Origin of the sequence: Chlamydia abortus (assembly GCF_002895085.1) — a bacterium.
Lineage (GTDB): Bacteria > Chlamydiota > Chlamydiia > Chlamydiales > Chlamydiaceae > Chlamydia > Chlamydia abortus.
In genome coordinates, this window is record NZ_CP024084.1 from 511175 (window position 1) to 530828 (window position 19654).

Sequence of the window (19654 nt, forward strand, 5' to 3'; positions counted from 1 at the left end):
TTGACAGATTAGAAAATCTGAATTCTTCCTAATGGCTGGATACGAATCTCTGGGAGAATCTCTTGGTAAGAAATCACAGCGATATCAGGGAATTCGGTTTCTATTAATTTCCTTACATATCGTCTTACGTCAATTGCTGTCAACAGCACAGGAGGTTGACCTCCCGGAGGAGTTGGCGTAATGGTATTTCTCATAGATTTTAAGATTAGATTGACTGAATCAGGATCCAAAGCAAGATACGATCCTGCAGAGGTTTGTTTAATTGCTCCACGGATCATCTCTTCAATTTCGGGATCGAGTAAGTATACCGAAATCGCAGATTGTCCTTGGGAAAACTTAAAACTAATATACAGTTTAAGAGAAGAACGTACGTATTCCGTTAGCAATACAGTATCTTTTTCGGTTTGCGCCCATTCACTTAAGGATTCTAAAATTGTGCGCAAGTCTTTGATAGAGATCTGCTCTTGTACTAAACGTTTGAAGATTTCAGTGAGTTTTTGCAGAGGAATAAGGCGCGTAACTTCTTTAACAAGATCTGGAAACGAGCGTTCCATAAATTCAATCATAGAGCGTACCTCTTGAATTCCTAAGAACTCTTGGGAGCTTCTATGGAAGAAGTATGACAGATGAAGAATAATCACCTCTAAAGGTGTCCAATATTTAATAGCTGCTTTTTCTAAAATAGTTTTAGCATCTTCACTAACCCAAGCAGAAGGGAGACCTGCAGCATTTTTATACGTAATGAAAGGGAGATTGTATCTCTTAAGATTTTCCTCAACTTCGTTAGTCAACACATGGTTTGCAGGAATTTTCCCTCGAACGTAGGGAACTTCATTCAGAAGAATCATATAATCATAACCCTCTAGAGAAGGAGAGTCCGTGCGCACATGAATTCCTGGGTAACGAATACCAATGTCTTGATACAGAGCTTGACGCATTTTCGGGATCATATCGTCAACGAAACTTTGACCAGACTTTGTTCTTTGTTGAATCAACTTAGATAAGTCTTTTCCTAATTCTAAAATTACTGGTAGCGTTAAAGAGTAGTCATCTGGGTTATCTTCCGCTGCAGCTGCTCCGTCTGCAGCAGCTCCTACTGTTGTTGAGGCTCCAGAGGCCCCCTGTTTCGTAGCATTATTTTTCTTCGCAAGCAGGATAACACCAAGAATACCAAAGATCAGAGAGAGGATGGAGAATGACCAAAGTGGGAACCCTTTAAAAAAGCCCACGCCTAAAGTTGCTGCGGAGGCTAAGAGCAAAGCTCTAGGTTCTTTAACTAACTGAGAGGAAATCTCTTTACCCAAGTTCGTGTTTTTATCACTAGAAACTCGAGTGGTCACGATACCAGCAGTTAAGGAAATGAGTAGAGAAGGAATCTGAGAAACTAAACCATCACCGATAGATAACAGAGTGTACACGTGAGCAGCTTGAGCTAGGTCCATGCCATGCATAGCCACGCCAATCGTCAAACCACCAACAATGTTAATTAAGGAGATCACAATACCTGCGATAACGTCCCCTTTAATGAACTTCATGGCACCGTCCATGGCTCCATAGAGTTCACTTTCCTTTTGAATCATGCCGCGTTTATCGCGGGCTTGTTGTGCATCAATCATTCCAGCGCGCAAGTCAGCATCAATAGCCATTTGCTTACCAGGCATAGCATCTAATCGGAATCTTGCAGCTACTTCAGCAACACGCTCAGCACCTTTGGTAACAACGATAAACTGAATAATGGTAATGATTAAGAAGATAATAAATCCAACAACATAGTTCCCTCCAACGACGAAGTCTCCGAAAGCTTGAATGACGTGCCCGGCATAAGCTTTAAGAAGAATCTGTCTTGAGGAAGAAATGTTAATACCTAACCGAAACATCGTTGTGATTAGGAGTAGTGAGGGGAAAACCGATAACTGTAGGGCACTAGGAATATACAAAGCCACCATCAATAGGAAAACAGAAACAGCTAAATTGATAGTGATCATCAAGTCGACAATAGTCGGAGGTAGGGGCAAGATGATCATCAAAACGACACCGATCATCCATAAGGCAAGGATGAGGTCACTCGATTTGTTGATCATATTTAGGGCTGCATCTCCCCCAAAGGTTCTACTGACAAAATTGAGTAGCTTATTCATTATAGATTATCGGGTTGGTTAATGTTTTTATTATTAGGATTTTGTGCATTAAGGGAAGTGATATAGAGAAGGATTTCTCCAATAGCTTCATACGTCGATTCTGGAATAAACTTCAACTCTTTTCCTTCATCCCAAAGCTGATGCGCTAAAGGCACATTCCTCATGATAGGAATACCATATTTTTCAGCTTCTGTGATGATTCTTTTTGCACGCAAATTAATTCCCATAGCAATAATCCAGGGAGCTTTATATTTTTCCGGTATATAACCGATAGCTACAGCGATATCCTTAGGGTTTGAAACGACCGCACTTGCATGTTTGATTTGAGAGGAGGTATCTTCATAGGCTATTTCTTGAGCGATTTGACGGCGGCGTCCCTTAATTTCAAGATTACCTTCCGTATCCTTAAATTCCTGTTTAACCTCAAACTTTTCCATTTTGAGTTCTTTAGCAAAGTTCTTTCTTTGATACACTAAGTCAAGAACAGCAACGACTAAGAAAAAAATACCAATGGAAGTGACTGCCTTATAAAGTATCTCTTTAAAGATCACCGCAATGACAATTGGCGAAACTCCTGCAGTCTCAATGATTAATGGTACGCGGTTTTTCAAGGTGACATACAAGATCAGCGCAGCACCGAAAATTTTCAAAATAGACTTTAATAACTCAATTAAAGTCTTAACTTTAAACTTTTGTTTCAGGTTTTCAATAGGATTGAACTTTTTTAAGTCTGGTTTAAAAACCTCTGTAGAAAAGGTCGGACCTACAACAAGAAATCCCACAAGAATCCCCACAAATCCTACAGCTCCAAGTAGAGGTAAAGAAGTGGTTAAAATTAAAGTTAAACAGTTATTTAAATAGTATAACGTAACTCTAGGATCATGATTTATAGGGGCTTCTTTAAAAATCGAAACAAGAAAACTCCCAAGATGTTTGGCAAAAAATGACGATAGATAGAAGGTTGTGAACATGGAAACGATAAAGGTAACCGCGGAAGGAAAATCTTGGGATTTTGCTACCTGGCCTTTTTTCCTCGCATCTCTAAGACGCTTCGGGGTTGCCTTTTCTGTTTTTTCACCCATCGCTTGGCCACAGTTAGATAAATAGCATTAAATAGGAATAATCTGAAAATTACCTTATAAGTGTGTTTTTCACAAGAGAGAAGCCTAGGGGATGAATCTTAATTATGCTATTTTGCTACAGTCGTGAAGCAAGGTTTGTTCAGGTAAGATCTAGAAAGATCTCATAATAAGTTGCTAAGAAAATATTAGTCAGGAAACTTTAATTCCTATATTGTCTTTGGTGATCACACTAAAGGCGCTAGGTTCAAAATGCTAACGAACCGAATGCAAGCTCCCACAAGCATCGAATCAACGATTCTTATGTTTGTGGGAATTCTTCCCTAGTAAAGGTAATATTAAAAATAGCTACGAAAGATAACATATGGGGCATACAGAATGTGGCATTGTAGGACTTCCCAATGTAGGTAAGTCTGGGTTATTTAATGCTCTTACTGGAGCGCAAGTAGCTTCTTGTAACTATCCCTTTTGCACAATTGACCCGAACATTGGTATTGTTCCGGTTATAGATAACCGTCTAGATATTTTAGCTAAGATGAGTCAGAGTCAGAAGGTGATCTATGCCGATATGAAATTTGTTGATATTGCTGGTTTGGTGAAGGGAGCTGCAGACGGAGCAGGATTAGGAAATCGGTTTCTCTCTCATATCCGTGAGACTCATGCTGTGGCTCATGTTGTTCGTTGTTTTGACAATGATGATGTGACGCATGTATCGGGAAAGATAGATCCCAGTGATGACATTTCTGTGATAAATTTAGAATTGATCTTTTCTGATTTTTCTTCGGCAACAAATATTCATAGCAAATTAGAGAAACAAGCGAAGGGCAAGAAAGACCTTGGGATGGTTTTACCTTTACTTGATAGAGTGATTAAACATTTAGAAAGTGGTCAACCCGTTCGTACTTTACATTTATCTTCTGAAGAGCAGATACAACTCAAACCTTATCCCTTTTTAACAGCAAAACCTATGTTGTATGTAGCGAACATAGGCGAGGATTCCATAGCCACTATGCATAACGATTATGTTGCTGTTGTTCAAGAAATTGCGAAAAAAGAAAATGCTCCTGTCGTTCCTATTTGTGTACAGTTAGAAGAAGAAATCATTTCGCTTCCTGTAGAAGAACGGCAAGACTTTTTAAATAGTTTGGGGCTAAAAGAATCGGGATTACATCGGTTAGTTCGTGCTGCTTACCATACACTTGGATTGATTTCTTATTTTACAACTGGACCACAAGAAACCCGAGCTTGGACTATTCCTATAGGATCTACAGCTGCGGAAGCTGCAGGCCAAATTCACACCGATATCCAAAAAGGGTTTATCCGAGCGGAAGTCGTTACTCTTGAAGACATGATCACCTATGGAAGCCGTACAGGAGTCCGCGAAGCCGGCAAATTGCGAGCAGAGGGTAGAGACTACATTGTGCAGGATGGCGATATTATGCTTTTCTTGCATAATTAGTAGAGAAGAAAGCTTTTGCGCTGTCTATGTCCTTTCGAATTGCTTGAGACAACATCTCTCGAGAAGGGAATTTTCTTTCTTTGCGGATAAATTTCTTAGGGATGACAGAAACTGTCTCGCCATACAAGTTCCCAGAGAAGTCAAAAAGATGCGCTTCTAAACATAACGAATTTCTTCCTACTGTAGGAGCCTTACCGAGATTCATAATCCCTTGATAGATTGTGGTGCGATAGTCTATTGCGCATGCATAGACTCCGTACGGAAGCAGACATTGTTCCTGAGGGAGGTTAATTGTAGCCACTCCTAACTGGGTCCCTAAACCATAACCAGCCTCGATTGTCCCAAGATATTTATATGAGTGACCTAAATGACGATTAGCATTATCTAAGTCACCTTGCATTAAAAACTGACGAATTCTTTTGCTAGAGACAATTTCTTGATCTATCTTATGAGGAGCGACTTCTATAATTTCTATTCCTAGAGAGTTGGCCAGAGGTTGTAGTGTTGTAGCGTTTCCTTCCCCTCCCTTACCTAATTTAGAGTCATACCCCAAGATTAAACGTTTACATCTTAATGTTTGATGCAGGGAACGTATGAAGCTTTCAGCAGATTGATTAGCAAACCTTTGCGTAAAGGAAAGAATACACAAGTAGTCTATAGGAAAATCTTGCAGAAGGAGAAGGCGTTCTTTTGTACTTGTAATTAACTTGGGGGCAGGGAACTGTAAAACCGCTTGAGGATGTAAGTCAAAAGTAATCACTCCTGACAACCCCGGATAGGAAGATAAAACAGTTAGTAATTTCTTGTGACCTAGATGACAACCATCAAAAAAACCTATAGTTACAGAATCCACAGATTGGGGAATCGATGTCAAACTATAGCATATTTCCATTAAAATCCCTTAGGTAAGGAGATATATCAAAGTCAGGACAGTCTAAAAGACATCCATCAATACATTGATCTATAGAAAAACTACCACTACGCAAACGCCTAAGTTCTTCCAAATACGCTCCACAGCCTAACATGTTTCCTAGTTCATGAGCAATACTACGAATGTAAGTTCCTTTGCTACATTGTATAGAAAAATGCAGCAGGGGATATTCATATTTTGTAATTTGTAAGCTTACTTGAACCGTAGATTGGCGACGTTCTATGGATAACCCCTTTCGGGCATATTCATAAAGCTTTTTTCCGTTAACTTTTTTTGCAGAAAACATTGGAGGAATTTGCTGAATTTCCCCCTGGAAATACTGCGAAGCCTCTAGAATTTCTTCATAGGTAGGGATCTTTTTTGACCTACCCACAATTTTGCCATCGCAATCATAAGAATCTGTAGTTGTTCCTAGGTGAGCAACTGCAGCATATTCTTTATCTTCAAATAATAAAACATCCGAAAGGCGCGTGAATCTACGGCCGATCAACATGACCATCACACCCGTAGCAAAGGGATCCAAAGTGCCTGCATGACCGATTTTTTTCACACCGATCAATTTTGTGAGAGTACGAATGAGACTAAACGAGGTCCTTCCTTGAGGCTTATCTATTAGAAGAATACCTTCTTTAAGTTCTGTAGCAAGTTCCATAATGATGTCGTCAATGTTTAGATCTTTCTAGCGGATGGTATTAATTTTTATCTTGTTCTCGTATTTTCCAGAGCAAGTTTTCTATATGATCCTGCGGAGAAAAAATATCCTCGAGATAAAAATTTATCTCGGGAAAATACTTAAGTACGACGCCTTTAGAAGCCTTATAAGCAATGTACCTTGCGGATGCCTTTAACGCTTCTAAAGTTTCTGTTGATGTATTTTCATGTGGCATAATTGAAACATAGACACGAGCAGAATGTAAATCTTTAGACAAACATACCCTAGTAACCGTAATCCAACGATTGGAAATTTTAGGATGCTTCACATCTTTTAAAATTACATTCGCAATTGCTTCGCGCAATAATGAATTAACCTTTTTTATGCGTCTATTTTCAGTCATAATATTCTAAAGCTTTTGTGGATGATATATCACTTCGTAACATTGTAGAATATCACCTACCTGAGCATTCTGATATCCTTCTAATAAAATACCGCATTCAAGCCCTTTTTTAACTTCTTTAACGTCTTCTTTAATACGTTTTAATGAAGATAAGTTACCTTTCCAAAGAACTTCATTATTGCGTACAACACGTACTTTTTGATTTCTAGTCATTACACCTTCGGAAACCAAGCAACCATAAATTGTACCTAATTGTGATGACTTGAAGGTTTCTTTGATTTCAGCAGAACCAAGGTTTCTCTCTTCAGCAATAGGATCAAGCAATGCTGTCATCATTTCTTTAACAGCATCTACAGCATGGTAGATAATGTTAAACAAATGTACTTTGACTCCTAAGTTTTTGATCAGAGATTCGGCGTGGCTTTCTATACCCGTATGGAAACCAATAATTACGGCTTTAGATGCTGCCGCCAAACGAATATCGGACTCAGAAATTTCTCCAACGCTACTCGAAAGAATTTCGGCACTTACTTTATCAGAAACAATTTTTAAGACAGAACTGGACAAAGCTTCAATAGATCCTTGAACATCCGCTTTGATAATAAGTTTAAGGATCTTTTTATTTTGCAGCATAGCGTCAAAATTAGGACGTTTCTTTTGCAAAGCAAATTTCTGTTGGCCAGCAATTCTAGCATTAACAATTTCCTTAGCTGTTTTTTCGTTTTTAACGACAACAAAAGGATCACCTGCCTTGGGCATACTAGATAGCCCTGTGATTAAAGCTGGGACAGAAGGACTGGCCGATGTCATTAGCTGGTTATGTTCGTTATGCATTGTTTTAACTTTGCCATAACAATCATTGAAAACTAATGCTTCACCAAGATGTAGGGTACCGTTTTGCACTAAAATCGTTGCTACTGCACCTAAACCTTTGTGTAGCTCAGATTCGATAACAATTCCACGAGCACGAGCCTCTGGATTCGCTTTTAACTCTAAAACTTCTGCTTGTAGAGCAAGCATTTCTAAAAGCTCAGATAAACCTTCGCCAGTTTTTGCAGAGGTATTAATTGTTACCGTTGTACCTCCCCATGCCTCTGGCAATAGGTTGATTTCAGAAAGTTGTCTGTAAACAGTATCTGCATTGAAATTGGGTTTATCACACTTATTGATTGCTACAACAATAGTGATATTTGCTGCACGAGCGTGTTTGACGGCTTCCAAAGTTTGTTCTTTGATTCCTTCATCCCCGGCAACTACAAGTACAACGATATCGCAAACTTCCGCACCTCGAGCTCTCATAGCAGAAAAGGCTTCGTGGCCAGGAGTATCCAAGATAGTAATATTTCCAACAGGTGTAGAACAACAGAAGGCTCCCATATGCTGTGTAATAGCCCCAGCTTCTACTGCTGCCACATTACTTTTTCTTAGCGAGTCAATTAAAGTAGTTTTTCCATGATCCACGTGGCCCATAAAAGCTACGATAGGAGGACGAATGATTAATTGACTTGGATCTGTTTCTTGTATTTCTTCTTTAACAGTATTACTTTCGATACAGAGCTTATCTTGTTCTGATGAATCGATATCGATAGTACAGCCAAACTCTAATCCAATAAATTGTACCGTTGTTTCATTATCTAATACGTCATTGACAACGTACGTCATACCATGAATAAACATTTTTTGGATCAGTTCAGAAGCTTTAAGCTTCATTTCTGCAGCAAGATCCTTAATCGTAATAGGCAGAGGCACTTTAATGTGAGTGGGGCGCTGTACTGAGTGTTCGTCATAGTGTTTCTTAGTTTTTTGAACACGTTTTTTCCTCCACTTATCGTCATCGCTACTGTCGTTTAATCCATAGCGATCTCTACCTGTAAATGCCTTAGGACTGTCATCTTTTTTCGAACGATCTCTAAAATCAGATCCAGGTCTCTTTGACGTATCCCTACGATAAAAAGGTTGAGACTGTCGATTGTTTGAAGAATGTTGTTTATCACTAGGAACTTCAGAAGATTGTTGAGGCTTTGTTTGAACTGTTCCTGTGCGTTCTTTAGGCGCAGGCTTATCTTCTTTTTTAGGAGCTTTAAAAGTCTTCGCTAACAAGTGATTAATATGTTTTCCGGTAGGCCCGAAATTCGACTTGATAGAAACAACATTTTTAGGAGGTTCCTTTTTAACTACTAATTCGGCTTCTTTCTTTGGAGGAGGGGGCTCCTGAATAGTTGTTTCAGGTTCGTCTACTATAGAAGCGGGAGTGGGCTCTACAATTTCCGGCTCAGCGGACTCCAGGGGAGAAACCACTTCTTCCACAACAGGAGGGGAGAACGCAGTAGACTCGGTATCTACGGAAACAGGAGAAGGAATGGTTGAATCTTCAGACGCAAAAGATGAACGATTTTTAGCTCGAATTCTGCGTGGAGAAGTTTCAGTAGAAACATGCTCAGCCATCGTAGGTACGCTAGAATCTAGAACACTCTTTTTCTTCACGACTTTTTCTTTAGCAACTTTTTCAGGAACCTTAGTCGTAGGCTTTTCTGAAGAGCTTTTTGTGTCTGAAGATCCTGCCTGAGCTAATTTTTGCTTTAATTTATCTAATCCAGCAGCTTTCGTTAATTGAGCGTTTTTAATCTTCAATTTTAGGTTTTTCGTCAACTTTGCCTTCTCCATATTTGCTGACTTGCTCAAGGATCTTATAAGCAAGTTCTAAACTGATTCCAGGAACAGAAGCAAGATCATTAGCACTGGCTAATAATACCTTTCTGATCGTGTCGTATCCTGCGTGTACAAGATTCTGGACAACCAACTTACTAATGCCTTCCATCTCTAGCGGCTCATCTAATAGAGGGCTATCAAATTCCGCTAACTGTAGGCGTTGAATTTCTAATAGTTTATTGTATTCGCTCATACGTTGAACTTCGAGTTCATAGTCTAAGATTTGACTAATCAAACGAGCATTGATTCCTCGCTGACCAATTACGGTTGCGTAATCAGCATCCTGAACGACTATAGCAATAACTTTGTCATCTTCTAAAACTGCAATCTTTTGAATTTCTATGGGGCAAAGCAAATTTTGCAACAATTCTGTAGTCACAGGAGAATAGTTTACAATATCTATTTTTTCGTCATTTAATTCTCGAATGATATTTTTCACTCGAGAACCTCTCATTCCAACAAAAGCGCCCACAGGATCTGTTTTTGGATCGGATGAACTTACAGCTATTTTAGTTCTGTAGCCTGCTTCACGAGCAATTTTAACAATTTCTACAGAGCCTTCTTCTAGTTCTGGAACTTCTTGCAAGAAAAGTTGCTTCACAAATTCAGGATGGCTACGGCTGAGGATAACTTCAGCACCCCCATTTTCTGACTCCTGCACCTCGTACAACAGAGCATAAATCTTATCACCAACTTTATGCTTTTCTGTTTTAGGGTAACAACGAGCTGGTAGGAGACCTTCCACCTTCCCTAAATCTATGATTAAGTTGGATCCTTTTGCAAATCGCTTAACAACTCCAGAAAGGATTTCATTGACCCTATGACGATACTCTTCATAGATCACATCTCTTTCTGCATGGCGTAATTTCTGGCCGATGATTTGTCGGGCAGCGTGAGCAGCAATTCTGCCAAAATGTTCAGAAACAAAGGGAACGTCCATGTACTGCCCAATTTCGCATTCAGGATCGTATTCTCTAGCTTTGTCTAAAGGAATCTCTTTACTGGGATTTTCACATACTTCTACGATTTCTTTCTCACAGAAAACTTCGATATCACCAGTCTTAGGATTAATATTTACAGAAACGTTAGCATCATCTCTTAGTGTTTTTTTCGCTGCAATTTTTAAGGCCGATTCAATAGCTCCTATGATAACAGGGCGTTGAATTCCTTTTTCCTTCTCCATGTAGTCAAAAATAGCTACAAGATCTTTATTCATTATACTCCTCTTATAAGTAAGGAAACAGACAGAGTGCTAAACCAAGGCAAGCTTATGTTATACAACATAAGCTCAACCTTTTAAGTAATATTATTTCCCTTTTTTCTTTTTATCTGAACTAACTAAATCTTCTAAGTCCAAATCATCTATATCAGTATCTGTTTGATCATGCTGTTTATCAGCTAAGTATTCTTTCACTGAAAGAGATACCTTTTTATGATCAGGATCCAGTTTGATAACTTTTGCAGATACTGAATCGCCTATTGAGATAATATCTTCAATTTTTGAAAAAGGCTTTTCAGAGAGCTCTGAAACGTGAATCAGACCTTCTATACCGTTTTGCAGTTCTACAAACGCTCCGAATGCTGTAATTTTAGTTACAACTCCAGAAATCACGCTTCCCGTGGGGAACATTTCTTCAATTTCATTCCAAGGATTTGAACTTAGCTGTTTGACTCCTAGAGTGATTTTTTTACTTTCTTTATCTACTGAGAGGATAACAGCTTCAACAATACTACCTTTTTTGAAGAGTTCTGAAGGGTGGGATACCTTTTTAATCCAACTCATGTCAGAGATATGAATTAAGCCTTCAATACCAGGCTCTAATTCAACAAAGGCACCATAATTTGTAAGATTTTTAATTTCTGCACGTACGTGTAAACCAATGGGATATTTCTCTTCGATATTATCCCACGGATTGTGTTCTGTTTGTTTTAGACCTAAAGAAATTTTACCTTCATCTTTTTGAATAGATAAAACGATGGCTTCGACTTCATCACCTTTGTTGACTACTTCACTAGGATCGACAACATTTTTAACCCACGACATTTCAGAGACGTGAATTAAACCTTCAATACCTTCTTCAATTTCGATAAAGGCTCCGTAGGGGAGAAGCTTAACAATTTTACCAGTAATGCGTTTTCCTGGAGGATATTTCTTCTCAATGTCTTCCCATGGATTGTGTTCTTTTTGTTTAAGACCAAGGGCAACACGACCTTTTTCTTTATCAACGCTAAGAATCACAACTTCGAGTTCTTGATTGAGTTCTACCATTTCAGATGGATGACGAATGCGTTTCCATGTCATATCTGTAATATGGAGGAGACCATCGATACCATCTAGGTCTAAGAATACACCGAAATCTGTAATGTTTTTAACGATACCTTTACGGCGTTCGCCAATAGTGATTTGTTCAATAAGTTCTGCTTTTTTAGAAATTCGTTCAGCTTCTAGGAGTTCTCTTCTTGAAACAACAACATTTCTTCTATCAATGTTGATTTTCAAGATTTTGAATTCGCAGACCTTGCCTACATAATCATCTAAGTTCTTAATTTTCTTATTATCAATTTGGGAACCGGGGAGGAAAGCTTCCATCCCAATATCAACAATGAGACCACCTTTGACTTTGCGTATAATTTGTCCTTTGACAATGGAACCTTCTTCACAGTGAGCTAAAATGTGTTCCCATTGTCTTTGGCGAGTAGCTTTTTCTCTGGATAAAACAACCTTTCCTTCTTCATCTTCCGTTTGGTCTAAGTATACCTCTACTTCAGCACCAAGAACCAAGCCTTCAGAGGATTCGATGAATTCTGACATCGGAATCACCCCTTCGGATTTCAGTCCAACGTCAACGACTACGAAGTCCTTATTGATATCAACTACAGTACCTTTTAGGATGGCGCCAGGTTGTATCTCACTGGTAGGTTCCTCATCGCTTGAAGTAATTCCGTGTGTTGAGCAGAGAAGATCTTTGAATTCAACAACGTCTTCCGAGAGGCAATCTATAGTATCAAGAATTTTTTTGGATCCCCAAGTGTATTCGGATTGTTTTGGCATTTAATGTTATTCTCCTAAAAACTACAAAGTCAAAAAAGATAGTGTAAATATAAACCTTAAAAAAGGCAAGATCTCCCTTGCAGCAGTTTTTTTATGCTAATTTGTTGCTTTAAAATTTTTTATTTGTTTTAGATTTATTTCTAAAATTATTCGGTAGGGTAAAAATAAATGACTTACGCTAAAGTAATTATTATCGGCTCTGGCCCTGCAGGTTATACTGCAGCGATTTATGCTTCAAGAGCACTTTTAAGTCCTATTTTATTCGAGGGCTTTTTTTCCGGTGTTGCCGGTGGTCAATTAATGACTACTACTGAAGTAGAAAATTTCCCTGGATTCCCTGAAGGCATACTAGGTCCAAAATTAATGGAGAATATGAAATCCCAGTCTAGTCGTTTTGGAACTCAAATTCTTCCAAAAGATGTGACTTCAGTGGATTTCACTATACGTCCTTTTGTAGTAATGTCCAACGAAGAAAAATATACCTGTGACGCGTGTATTATAGCAACGGGAGCTTCTGCAAAGCGTTTAGAAATTCCCGGAGCCGCTGACAACGAATTCTGGCAAAAAGGCGTTACAGCTTGTGCTGTGTGTGACGGCGCCTCTCCTATTTTTAAAAATAAAGACTTGTATGTTATTGGCGGTGGAGATTCTGCTTTAGAAGAAGCAATTTTTCTGACTCGGTATGGAAAGCGTGTCTTTGTGGTACATAGAAGGGATACGTTAAGAGCTTCTAAAGCGATGATAAAAAAGGCAGAGTCGAATGAAAAGATCTCTTTCCTTTGGAATAGTTCAATAGTAAAAATTTCCGGAGATACCTTTGTTCGTTCTGTTGATATTTTAAACAATGTTTCTAAAGAGGTTTCTACTCGGGATGCAGGAGGCGTATTTTTTGCTATAGGACATAGGCCGAATACGGATTTCTTAGGTGGTCAGCTAGCTTTAGATGAACATGGTTATATCATTACTGAACCAGGTACTTGCAGAACCTCTATTCCAGGAGTATTTGCTGCTGGGGATGTTCAGGATAAACATTATCGACAAGCCATCATAGCTGCGGGCAGTGGGTGTATGGCTGCTTTAGAGGCCGAACGTTTCTTAAATTAATGCTATTGCCATAGCTGTGGCGTACTCACGACTATGGCTGATTGATAACAAGACTTTGGAGATTCCTAATTTTTGATACACCCTTTCTGGTAAAAAGACTTCGGGTTGTTTTGATATTTTCAGGATCTCTATATCTTTCCAACCGACAATCTTTCCTATTCCAGTTCCTAGGGCTTTAGCTACAGCTTCTTTCCCTGCAAACCTAGCGGCTAAAGAAGGACAAGGGTCTATGAGTCTTAAACAATATACCTGTTCCTTTTTTGTGAAGATTTTATTAAGCATTCTTTGATTGTGTGTCTTTATCGCTTTCCGAATTCGGGAAATTTCAATAATATCAGTTCCTATATGTGCAATCTGCATAATGGAAATCTATATTTAAAGGCTTTCTAATTGGTTTTTTGGGGACTTAGCGAAGTAGGTCAGAGCTGTTTTTATAAGAGTGTACCCTATCGTCGAACGGATGAAGAATAGAATGGCTGGATTATCAATGTATCTACGTAGTAGTAGAGATATAATCACCATGGCAGCCATAACTAAAAAGCGTTTAGAAAAAAACGACTTTCTTATGTAAACTTTTTTTGAAATCTCTCCCAAGAGTAATTGGTTAGATAGGTCATTTTGAGAGGATACGGATTTTGATAATAAAAATCGGTATTTTAAAGATGCAACCAACCATGCTCCCATAGCTAGGAGGACAAAGATTTTGAAGGAACAATCGGGTTGGTAAACAACCGTGGAGGCTTTTAAAAGCAATTTAATTCCTCCTGATAACCAGAGCATCCCGGGGAGATAAATAAGTAGGTGATTTTTGTTACGAGTCATGTGCTTTTGCTTGTTGCAATTTAACCATTCTATACGGATTTTATATTTTTTTCTATTTTTGGATTGAATAATGCGAATCTTCTTATCAGCGATATACTGGAATCATTCAAAATTTCTATGGAACTCAGAAAACTGGCCTCTCCGAGTGTCTTGGTATGGTCTATGTTTTTCTCTGGGGATTTTGCTTACCTTTATCTTGGGTATTTATCTCGCGCTATCTTCCTATACTGAAGAAGATAAAACCAAATTTTCTAAGAGACAACTTCGTGTAGCTTTGGAGGATTTCGCTTTATATTCTCTGTTATTTATCATTCCTGGATCACGTATAGCTTATATTTTATTTTATGGAGGCAATTTTTATTTCAATAATCCTCAAGAGATTTTCAAAGTATGGCATGGGGGATTAGCCAGCCACGGAGGTATGGTAGGCTTAATTCTATGGGCCATCCTATTCTCTCGGATATATAGAAAAAAACTTCCCATATTGACCTTTTTGTTTCTTTGTGATCTTTGTGCGTCCGTATTTGGTTGTGCGGCTTTTATGATTCGTATTGGAAATTTTATGAACCAAGAAATTGTAGGAAAACCAACCAACCTTCCTTGGGGGATTATTTTCTCATCTCCTACTCAAGGCGTATTGGGGGTGCCTACACACCCAGTACAGTTGTATGAAGGAGTGAGTTATTTATTGCTTTCTATCATCTTGTTCTTCTTAAGTTATAAACGTTATTTTCGTTTAGGCTCTGGGTGGGCCACAGCCTTGGGATTAGTGGGTATATCTTTGATTCGTTTTGTTGCTGAGTTTTTTAAAAGCCCTCAAGGTAAAGTGATAGAGCCTGATAGTTGGTTAACCATGGGTCAAATACTGTCCTTGCCTTTATTTGTACTCGGTCTATCTTTAGGAGTCGTATGCTTCCTTAAAAATAAGAAAGATAAGACTTCTATTTCATCAGCAAAATAGAAAGAATTTCATACGTATTTTAGGAATCTCTTATGGGAGATAAATAGATACTATGGTATTTTAGCTTTTTAGTTTAATTTTTCAGAGTTTAACAGATGAATAAACGTTCATTGTTGTTTGTTTCTTTAGTTGGCATGGCTTTTGTCGGATGCCAAATCTTTTTTGGTTATAATGATTTTCGCTCTTGCAAAGCTCTTACAGAGAAACAAAAAACAATTTCAGAACAAGTGCTTGCAGCAACTAAGTCTATGGGTCTAGGTGTTTCTCCCTGGACAACACACCCAGATGAAGAAGTAAATAAGAATCATTACGCAGTGTGTATTGGAGATAGACTTCTCCTATTGAATCAAGGGAATTCAGCAAGTTCAGTTTATTCTTCTGGATCTCGTTGGGATTTTATAGAAGAGACAACAGCTTGTGATAATATTCACGTTGCTTTGTACGGGGAAACAGGTAAATCGACAGTACCTTCACATACAGGAAAGGTATTTCTTCCTGTAACCAGCGAAGCTCTTCCTGTTTTAGTCGTGGAGTTTCGTAATAATCAAGAACCTATAGTTTTCTTAGGTCAATATAAGCAGGATGAAGGTAAGGTTTATAATAAAGACAGTCAAGTTTACGGAACGTCTTTAGTGTTCTGGAGGTCGGGTAATGAATACCTACCTTTAGGTATTTATAATTCTAAGGAAGAAAGATTAGAATCCTTAGATCTTCCAATGACTAAAGCTGCTATTTTTAGCAATTCTCGTGAAACAAATACAGACACCCATTCTGGCCAGTATTTTGTTCTGTCTAATGAATACATGCAATTAGTGATTTCTCAAGAGAGTGGTGCTATAGAAGGCATTAACCTTCCTTTCTCTTCAGAAGATAGCAAGAGTATAGTTAATGAAATTGGTTTTGATAGAGATTTGAAATCTCAAGTGCCTAGTGAGGCTTCTTTCCCTGGGCTACCTTCTGTAGGACCAAATAACCAAATAGTCTCTGATACTATAGGAGGATATTATCCTTTGTTGCGTAGGGGGATTCTTTCTGATTCGAAGAAACGCACACCTGCTAGTTATCATGCTTTAAATATTGTTTCGGGTAGAGACCTTGTCAATCCGGTTACTTCTGGATATCGAGTTTCTGTCTTCAACAGCAATGTATTGGAATTAGAGAGCTACGACGGCTCTATTAAGAAAACTTATACATTTCCTGAGCAACAACCCTATGCTTTTGAGGTTGCTGTTGGTTTAAATCGTTCTAGTGACGATATGTGGATAACTTCAGGTGTCCCTGAAGTTGAAATTATGTCCAATACATTTAGTCCAGCTATTAAATACCGCGTGATTAAAAAGAATAAAGGACAGTTGGATAAGGTGAAACTGCCTAAGTCTAAAGATCCATTATCTTTGCGTAGTGGAGTGTATCCTCAATGGATACTCAATTCCAATGGATATTTCGGTATTATTTTATCTCCGCTCACAGATATACCTGCTGGATACGCTGCTGCTTATGTTTCTGGAAATTCTGTTCCTACACGCTTATCTTCGCTATATCCTAAAAATCAAGCGTATCCTGCTTCTAAATATCCGGGATATGAAACCTTACTTCCTTTACCCAAGGAAGAAGGCACGTATCGTTTTCTGGTCTACGCCGGACCTTTAGCAGAACCTACTTTAAAGGCTTTAGATCGAGCATATACAAATCCTAAAGGTGAAAACTCTCAGTATCTTGATTGTATAACTTTCCGAGGACTATTCGCTTTTATTACTGAGCCTTTTGCAGCTTTACTTTTTATCATTATGAAGTTTTTCAAAATGATCACAGGCTCTTGGGGAATTTCTATTATTCTGCTTACAGTATTTTTAAAATTATTATTATACCCATTAAATGCTTGGTCTATACGTTCCATGAGACGTATGCAAAAGCTGTCTCCTTATATTCAGGAAATTCAACAAAAGTATAAGAAAGAGCCTAAGCGAGCCCAAATGGAAGTGATGGCTTTATATAAGACAAATAAGGTGAATCCTATAACAGGCTGTTTGCCTTTATTGATTCAATTGCCTTTTCTTATCGCTATGTTTGATTTATTAAAATCCTCATTCCTTCTTCGTGGCGCCTCTTTCATTCCAGGATGGATTGATAATTTAACAGCTCCGGATGTTTTGTTCTCTTGGACGACACCAGTTTGGTTTATTGGCAACGAATTTCATCTTCTTCCCATCTTGTTGGGGGTTGTCATGTTCATCCAGCAAAAGCTTTCAGCTTTGCAGAAAAAAGGACCTGTTACAGATCAACAAAGACAACAGGAAGCAATGGGGACTATGATGGCTCTTTTGTTTACCTTTATGTTTTATAATTTCCCTTCAGGTCTAAATATTTATTGGTTTTCCTCTATGCTTCTTGGGTTGATCCAGCAGTGGGTGACTAATAAGATTTTGGACAGGCAGCATCTGAAAAACGAAATCACTGTTAATAAGAAAAAGCAAAGGTAACAACTGAAAAAAAAGCTTTTTTATACTAAAAAAGATATAAGAAAACTATTTAGATGAGATAGTTTTATGCGGGCGTGGGAAGACTTTCTTTTGCTACAAGAAAAAGAAATCGGTACGAGTACTGTAGACAAATGGTTAAGGTCGTTAAAAGTCCTATGCTTTGATGCGTGTAATTTGTATCTTGAAGCCAAAGATTCTTTTCAAGTGACTTGGTTTGAGGAGCATATACGCCACAAGGTAAAAACAAGTTTAGTGAATAATAACGGGAAGTTAATTCGTGTTCACGTTACTTCCCTCGATAAAACTACTCCTTTCTATAAAGAAAAGCAGATGCAGCAGGAAAAAACTGCCTATTTTACTATGCAGTATGGCAATGTCAATCCTGAAATGACTTTTGCTAATTTTCTTGTGACACCTGAAAATGACTTGCCGTTTCGTATTTTACAGGAGTTTACAAAACCTTCAGAAGATGCTACAGGCTTTCCTTTTAACCCCATTTATCTTTTTGGACCAGAGGGGTCGGGGAAAACACATTTAATGCAAGCTGCTGTAAATGTTCTTCGGGAATCTGGGGGTAAAATTCTTTACGTTGCTTCAGATTTATTTACTGAACATTTAGTTTCTGCCATACGTTCTGGAGAAATGCAGAGATTTCGTTCTTTTTACCGTAATGTCGATGCTTTATTTATAGAGGACATAGAAGTATTCTCGGGTAAAGGAGCTACTCAGGAAGAGTTTTTCCATACTTTTAATTCCTTGCAAACAGAAGGTAAGTTGATTGTTATCTCATCGGCATATGCTCCTGCAGACTTAAAAGCAATGGAAGAACGCTTAATTAGTCGTTTTGAATGGGGAGTCGCTGTTCTTATCCATCCTTTAACGAAAGAGGGATTAAGAAGTTTTCTCATGCGACAAACAGAGCAATTATCTATCCGCATAGAAGACTCAGCTTTGGACTTCTTAATTCACGCACTATCTTCAAACATGAAAGCGCTACTACATGCGTTAACTTTGCTTTCAAAGCGTGTTGCTTATAAAAAACTAACTCAGCAACTGCTCTATGAAGATGATATACAATCTCTCTTACACGATGTATTAGAAGCTGCGGAAAGTGTGCGTTTAACTCCTTCAGGAATTGTGCATGCTGTGGCTAAGTATTATGGAGTGTCTCCAGAGAGTATTTTAGGGCGTTCACAATCTCGAGAGTATGTCTTGCCTAGACAAGTCGCTATGTACTTATGTCGGCAGAAATTGTCTTTATCCTACGTAAGGATAGGGGATGTATTTTCTAGAGATCATTCAACAGTAATTTCATCAATACGTGCTATTTCTCAAAAAGTAGAAGAAGGTGGGCACGACATTAGTATTGCTACGCAAGACTTAATGAAGTATTTAACTTCAGCGTATAAGAGTCTTGAGTTTTTCCCTGAAGAAGAAATCCCTTGTTAGCCTACACTAACTTTTTCCTCAGAGCATAGTGGATAATCAAACAGGCTATAGACACTATTGTCAAAGCAATCTGTAAAATGAGTGCTACTAAAATTGTAGGTGTTGCGTAATAGCCACTTGCGAATAACAAGCTAGTCGAACACATAGAGACGACGCCTAAAGTTACCCAAAGAGCTGTATGCTGAATCGTGAGGCCTTTAGGATGCCTATCCGTATAAGGGCGAGCTACGCTGACTGTGTCTTGAGAGATTCTGGGTTTTTGATACCTTGTAGAATCGGAGCCTTTAAAATCGTTGAGAGTAAAGACATTTCTATTTGCTCGTCCGGAGAACGCCCCAAATTCATGTGCTGAGGTCATAAGTCACTTAATTATCAAAAATGTAAGAAATATTTATCAGATTATTATTTTCAGATC

Annotated in this window: 16 protein-coding genes; 5 read left to right on the top strand and 11 right to left on the bottom strand. The window is 38.4% G+C overall.

The annotated features are described in order from the left end of the window. Positions 1–8 precede the first annotated feature (8 nt). Together sctV and sctU are read right to left on the bottom strand one after the other, a co-directional pair. A complete protein-coding gene (gene sctV / locus CHAB577_RS02380) occupies positions 9–2138 on the bottom strand; it encodes a type III secretion system export apparatus subunit SctV (RefSeq protein WP_011097078.1) in 2130 nt (709 codons plus the stop codon). After that, entirely contained in the window at positions 2138–3220 is a 1083-nt protein-coding gene (gene sctU, locus CHAB577_RS02385) for a type III secretion system export apparatus subunit SctU (RefSeq protein ID WP_011097079.1), read from the bottom strand. Before sctU ends, sctV begins: the two co-directional genes overlap by 1 nt. Positions 3221–3581: 361 nt before the next feature. On the opposite strand from sctU, the gene ychF reads away from it, so the two are divergent. Then, on the top strand, positions 3582–4676 hold the full coding sequence (gene ychF, locus CHAB577_RS02390; protein WP_011097080.1) for a redox-regulated ATPase YchF: 1095 nt from the start codon (positions 3582–3584) through the stop codon (positions 4674–4676). On the opposite strand, the gene CHAB577_RS02395 is transcribed toward ychF, so the two are convergent. The 6 genes from CHAB577_RS02395 to rpsA all read right to left on the bottom strand — a co-directional run bounded on the left by CHAB577_RS02395 (position 4654) and on the right by rpsA (position 12423). Next, positions 4654–5568 carry a bifunctional riboflavin kinase/FAD synthetase gene (locus CHAB577_RS02395; RefSeq protein WP_011097081.1) on the bottom strand — a complete coding sequence of 305 codons (915 nt, stop codon included), beginning with the start codon at positions 5566–5568 and terminating at the stop codon, positions 4654–4656. The genes ychF and CHAB577_RS02395 overlap by 23 nt on opposite strands. Next, positions 5552–6259, bottom strand: a complete 708-nt coding sequence (gene truB / locus CHAB577_RS02400; RefSeq protein ID WP_006344093.1) for a tRNA pseudouridine(55) synthase TruB — start codon at positions 6257–6259, stop codon at positions 5552–5554. The genes CHAB577_RS02395 and truB overlap by 17 nt, the downstream gene beginning before the upstream one ends. 40 nt (positions 6260–6299) lie before the next feature. Then, entirely contained in the window at positions 6300–6662 is a 363-nt protein-coding gene (gene rbfA, locus CHAB577_RS02405; RefSeq protein WP_006344094.1) for a 30S ribosome-binding factor RbfA, read from the bottom strand. 6 nt (positions 6663–6668) lie between these two features. Next, positions 6669–9326 (bottom strand): translation initiation factor IF-2, encoded by a 2658-nt coding sequence (gene infB, locus CHAB577_RS02410; protein ID WP_072667847.1) that lies wholly within the window; start codon positions 9324–9326, stop codon positions 6669–6671. Beyond that, entirely contained in the window at positions 9283–10587 is a 1305-nt protein-coding gene (nusA, locus tag CHAB577_RS02415; RefSeq protein ID WP_011097083.1) for a transcription termination factor NusA, read from the bottom strand. Before nusA ends, infB begins: the two co-directional genes overlap by 44 nt. Before the next feature lie 90 nt (positions 10588–10677). Further along, positions 10678–12423 carry a 30S ribosomal protein S1 gene (gene rpsA, locus CHAB577_RS02420; RefSeq protein ID WP_011097084.1) on the bottom strand — a complete coding sequence of 582 codons (1746 nt, stop codon included), beginning with the start codon at positions 12421–12423 and terminating at the stop codon, positions 10678–10680. A 168-nt stretch (positions 12424–12591) separates the two neighbouring features. On the opposite strand from rpsA, the gene trxB reads away from it, so the two are divergent. Beyond that, complete coding sequence (gene trxB / locus CHAB577_RS02425; protein ID WP_011097085.1) at positions 12592–13527, top strand: thioredoxin-disulfide reductase; 936 nt, start codon at positions 12592–12594, stop codon at positions 13525–13527. Here trxB and acpS read toward each other — a convergent pair. Both acpS and CHAB577_RS02435 read right to left on the bottom strand, forming a co-directional pair. After that, entirely contained in the window at positions 13519–13887 is a 369-nt protein-coding gene (gene acpS / locus CHAB577_RS02430) for a holo-ACP synthase (RefSeq protein WP_011097086.1), read from the bottom strand. The genes trxB and acpS overlap by 9 nt on opposite strands. A 15-nt stretch (positions 13888–13902) precedes the next feature. Next, positions 13903–14349 (bottom strand): hypothetical protein, encoded by a 447-nt coding sequence (locus tag CHAB577_RS02435; protein ID WP_011097087.1) that lies wholly within the window; start codon positions 14347–14349, stop codon positions 13903–13905. 70 nt (positions 14350–14419) lie between these two features. On the opposite strand from CHAB577_RS02435, the gene CHAB577_RS02440 reads away from it, so the two are divergent. The 3 genes from CHAB577_RS02440 (at position 14420) to dnaA (ending at position 19239) form a co-directional block, all read left to right on the top strand. After that, positions 14420–15310, top strand: a complete 891-nt coding sequence (locus CHAB577_RS02440) for a prolipoprotein diacylglyceryl transferase (RefSeq protein WP_011097088.1) — start codon at positions 14420–14422, stop codon at positions 15308–15310. A 95-nt stretch (positions 15311–15405) separates the two neighbouring features. Beyond that, on the top strand, positions 15406–17790 hold the full coding sequence (gene yidC, locus CHAB577_RS02445; RefSeq protein WP_011097089.1) for a membrane protein insertase YidC: 2385 nt from the start codon (positions 15406–15408) through the stop codon (positions 17788–17790). A 66-nt stretch (positions 17791–17856) separates the two neighbouring features. Then, positions 17857–19239 (top strand): chromosomal replication initiator protein DnaA, encoded by a 1383-nt coding sequence (gene dnaA / locus CHAB577_RS02450; RefSeq protein ID WP_011097090.1) that lies wholly within the window; start codon positions 17857–17859, stop codon positions 19237–19239. 1 nt (position 19240) lies between these two features. Here the strand turns inward: dnaA and CHAB577_RS02455 are convergent, their stop codons facing one another. Beyond that, positions 19241–19597: a hypothetical protein gene (locus CHAB577_RS02455; protein ID WP_011097091.1), complete on the bottom strand. Its 357-nt coding sequence runs from the start codon at positions 19595–19597 to the stop codon at positions 19241–19243. Positions 19598–19654: the final 57 nt, after the last annotated feature.

Coding starts and splice junctions, on each gene's coding strand:
- nusA (WP_011097083.1), bottom strand. CDS start 10,587: ATGAATAAAGATCTTGTAGCTATTTTTGACTACATGGAGAAGGAAAAA.
- CHAB577_RS02395 (WP_011097081.1), bottom strand. CDS start 5,568: ATGGAAATATGCTATAGTTTGACATCGATTCCCCAATCTGTGGATTCT.
- infB (WP_072667847.1), bottom strand. CDS start 9,326: ATGGAGAAGGCAAAGTTGACGAAAAACCTAAAATTGAAGATTAAAAAC.
- trxB (WP_011097085.1), top strand. CDS start 12,592: ATGACTTACGCTAAAGTAATTATTATCGGCTCTGGCCCTGCAGGTTAT.
- CHAB577_RS02435 (WP_011097087.1), bottom strand. CDS start 14,349: ATGACTCGTAACAAAAATCACCTACTTATTTATCTCCCCGGGATGCTC.
- rpsA (WP_011097084.1), bottom strand. CDS start 12,423: ATGCCAAAACAATCCGAATACACTTGGGGATCCAAAAAAATTCTTGAT.
- ychF (WP_011097080.1), top strand. CDS start 3,582: ATGGGGCATACAGAATGTGGCATTGTAGGACTTCCCAATGTAGGTAAG.
- CHAB577_RS02455 (WP_011097091.1), bottom strand. CDS start 19,597: ATGACCTCAGCACATGAATTTGGGGCGTTCTCCGGACGAGCAAATAGA.
- yidC (WP_011097089.1), top strand. CDS start 15,406: ATGAATAAACGTTCATTGTTGTTTGTTTCTTTAGTTGGCATGGCTTTT.
- CHAB577_RS02440 (WP_011097088.1), top strand. CDS start 14,420: ATGCGAATCTTCTTATCAGCGATATACTGGAATCATTCAAAATTTCTA.
- rbfA (WP_006344094.1), bottom strand. CDS start 6,662: ATGACTGAAAATAGACGCATAAAAAAGGTTAATTCATTATTGCGCGAA.
- acpS (WP_011097086.1), bottom strand. CDS start 13,887: ATGCAGATTGCACATATAGGAACTGATATTATTGAAATTTCCCGAATT.
- dnaA (WP_011097090.1), top strand. CDS start 17,857: ATGCGGGCGTGGGAAGACTTTCTTTTGCTACAAGAAAAAGAAATCGGT.
- truB (WP_006344093.1), bottom strand. CDS start 6,259: ATGGAACTTGCTACAGAACTTAAAGAAGGTATTCTTCTAATAGATAAG.
- sctV (WP_011097078.1), bottom strand. CDS start 2,138: ATGAATAAGCTACTCAATTTTGTCAGTAGAACCTTTGGGGGAGATGCA.
- sctU (WP_011097079.1), bottom strand. CDS start 3,220: ATGGGTGAAAAAACAGAAAAGGCAACCCCGAAGCGTCTTAGAGATGCG.